Raw genomic sequence first — 2,382 nt, forward strand, 5'->3', positions numbered from 1 at the left:
GCCCTTGGCCGCGGCCGGCTTGACCCGAACGATCTCGTCCAGTGCGACACCGTAGTTCTCGATCAGCTGTTCGTCGGTGAAGGCCGTCTTCCCGATGACGATGTGAAGGTTGCCCTGCTTGTCAACCCGGAAGTTGATCTTTCCACCCTTGATGTCGCGGACGGCCTTGGCGATGTCAAGGGTGACCGTGCCGGTCTTGGGGTTCGGCATGAGCCCGCGCGGCCCGAGGATCCGGGCGATACGGCCGACCTTGGCCATCTGGTCGGGGGTCGCGACGGTCGCGTCGAACTCCAGGAAACCCTCCTGGATCCGTTGCACGAGATCGTCGCTGCCGACGACGTCGGCACCGGCGGCGGTGGCTTCGGCCGCCTTCTCCCCGACGGCGAAAACCGCCACCCGCGGGGACTTCCCGGTACCGTGCGGCAGGTTCACGGTGCCACGGACCATCTGGTCGGCCTTGCGCGGATCCACCCCGAGGCGCAGCGCGACCTCGACGGTCGCGGCGTACTTGGTCGTGGAGGTCTCGCGGGCCAGCCGGACGGCTTCCAACGGCGTGTACAACCGATCCGCCTCGATCTTCTCGACCGCGGTCCGGTATGCCTTGCTGCGCTTCATGTGTGTCTCCTCGTGGTCATGGCGGGCCGGAGCCGATCCACTGTGCTACCCACCTCGTCCCGGTCAGTGGCCCTGCAACCTGGGCACACGCCGGTACGGGTCGGGCACGATCGGGCGCCCTCCCACAGTCGTTGCGTTCACCGCCGGTCCAGCCGTCCAAGCGGACCGGTTGTCACTCGCTGACGGTGATGCCCATCGACCGGGCGGTCCCCGTGATGATCTTCTCGGCTGCTTCCAGGGTGGTGGCGTTGAGGTCCGGCAGCTTGGTCTGGGCGATCTGGCGGATCTGCTCGGCGGTCAGGTTCGCGACCTTCGTGCGGTGCGGCACGCCACTGCCCTTCTCCACACCAGCGGCCTTGAGGATGAGCCGCGCCGCTGGCGGCGTCTTGGTGACGAAGGTGAACGAGCGGTCGTCGTACACCGTGATCTCGACCGGGACCACGTTCCCGCGCTGGGATTCGGTGGCGGCGTTGTACTGCTTGCAGAACTCCATGATGTTCACGCCGTGCTGGCCGAGCGCCGGCCCCACCGGAGGCGCCGGCGTCGCCACACCGGCATTGATCTGGAGCTTGATGATGGCGGCAATCTTCTTCTTGGGAGGCATGGTGTCGTTTCTCTCCGAGTTACTGGAGCTGGTGGGAGCGGATTCAGATCTTTGCGACCTGATTGAACTGAAGCTCGACCGGCGTCTCGCGGCCGAAGATGGACACCAGCACCTTGAGCCGCTGTGCGTCGAGGTTGATCTCGCTGATGGTCGCCGGCAAGGTCGCGAACGGACCGTCCATGACGGTCACCGACTCCCCGACCTCGAACTCCTGTACCCGGACCGTCTCGACTTTCTTCTCGCGTGGTGCCGGCGGCGCGAGAATCGAAAGGACCTCCTCCGTGCGCAGGGGCGACGGCTTGTTGGTCAGACCCACGAAGCCGGTAACCCCCGGGGTGTTACGGACCGCCGACCACGACTGGTCTGTGAGATCCATCCGTACGTAGATGTAGCCAGGATATTTCTTCTGCTGCACCAGCTGACGCTTGCCGTTCTTGATGACCGGGACCTCCTCGGTCGGAACCTCGATCTGGAAGATGTAGTCCTCCATGTTGAGGCTGGAGATCCGGGTCTCAAGGTTCGTCTTGACCTTGTTCTCATATCCGGCATACGAATGTATGACGTACCACTCGCCCGGAGCGTCCTCCAGAGCACGCCGGATGTCCCCGTCATCGTCATCGTCGTCGTCGTCGACAGCGGGTTGACTCACGTCCACCGTGTCGGCCGCGTCCGCCGTGAGATAGCCGGGGCGGGTGTCGGTACCTGTGGAGCCGTCGCCGCCCTCGCCGTCCTGCGGTAGGGCGCCGGCTTCCGTACTCGCCACCTCGTCGCGCGCCAGTGCCGCCAGCGGGTCAAGACCGTCGAGGGCCTCCCCCTGTTCGGAGGAGACGTGCTCGGGAAACTGGGACACGCGGACGTTCCTTCTCTCTATAACCGTGCTCTGCGAGCTGTGCGGGCCTCGGGGCGACATGAATCCGCGGGATTCGGTTCACATCAGCCGAAGATCGCCAACACCGCCTTGGTGAGACCGAAGTCCAACGAGGCGACGAAGGCCACCGTGACCGAACAGAACACGAGTACAACGATCACATAGGTGATCAGCTCGCTCCGGCCCGGATAGACGACCTTCCGAAGCTCCGCGACGACCTCCCGATAGAACCGCAGCGGCGTCGTACGGCGCCGGCCCGCGGGCCTGGCCGGCCGGCCGGCCCGCGGTGCCGCGT

4 protein-coding genes are annotated in these 2,382 nt (G+C 65.5%); all 4 read right to left on the minus strand.

The features are described 5' to 3' along the window. Window positions 1-615: 50S ribosomal protein L1 (rplA, locus tag DD1DGNOD_RS23095; RefSeq protein ID WP_131771022.1), on the minus strand; the 615-nt coding region annotated here is incomplete at its 3' end. Window positions 616-787: 172 nt separating this feature from the next. After that, entirely contained in the window at window positions 788-1,219 is a 432-nt protein-coding gene (gene rplK, locus DD1DGNOD_RS23100; protein ID WP_131771016.1) for a 50S ribosomal protein L11, read from the minus strand. Window positions 1,220-1,262: 43 nt separating this feature from the next. Next, entirely contained in the window at window positions 1,263-2,069 is an 807-nt protein-coding gene (gene nusG / locus DD1DGNOD_RS23105; RefSeq protein ID WP_131771017.1) for a transcription termination/antitermination protein NusG, read from the minus strand. Window positions 2,070-2,152: 83 nt separating this feature from the next. Next, a partial coding sequence (gene secE / locus DD1DGNOD_RS23110; protein WP_131771018.1) for a preprotein translocase subunit SecE occupies window positions 2,153-2,382 on the minus strand: 230 nt, incomplete at its 5' end.

Source organism: Candidatus Protofrankia californiensis, assembly GCF_900634765.1.
GTDB lineage: Bacteria > Actinomycetota > Actinomycetes > Frankiales > Frankiaceae > Protofrankia > Protofrankia californiensis.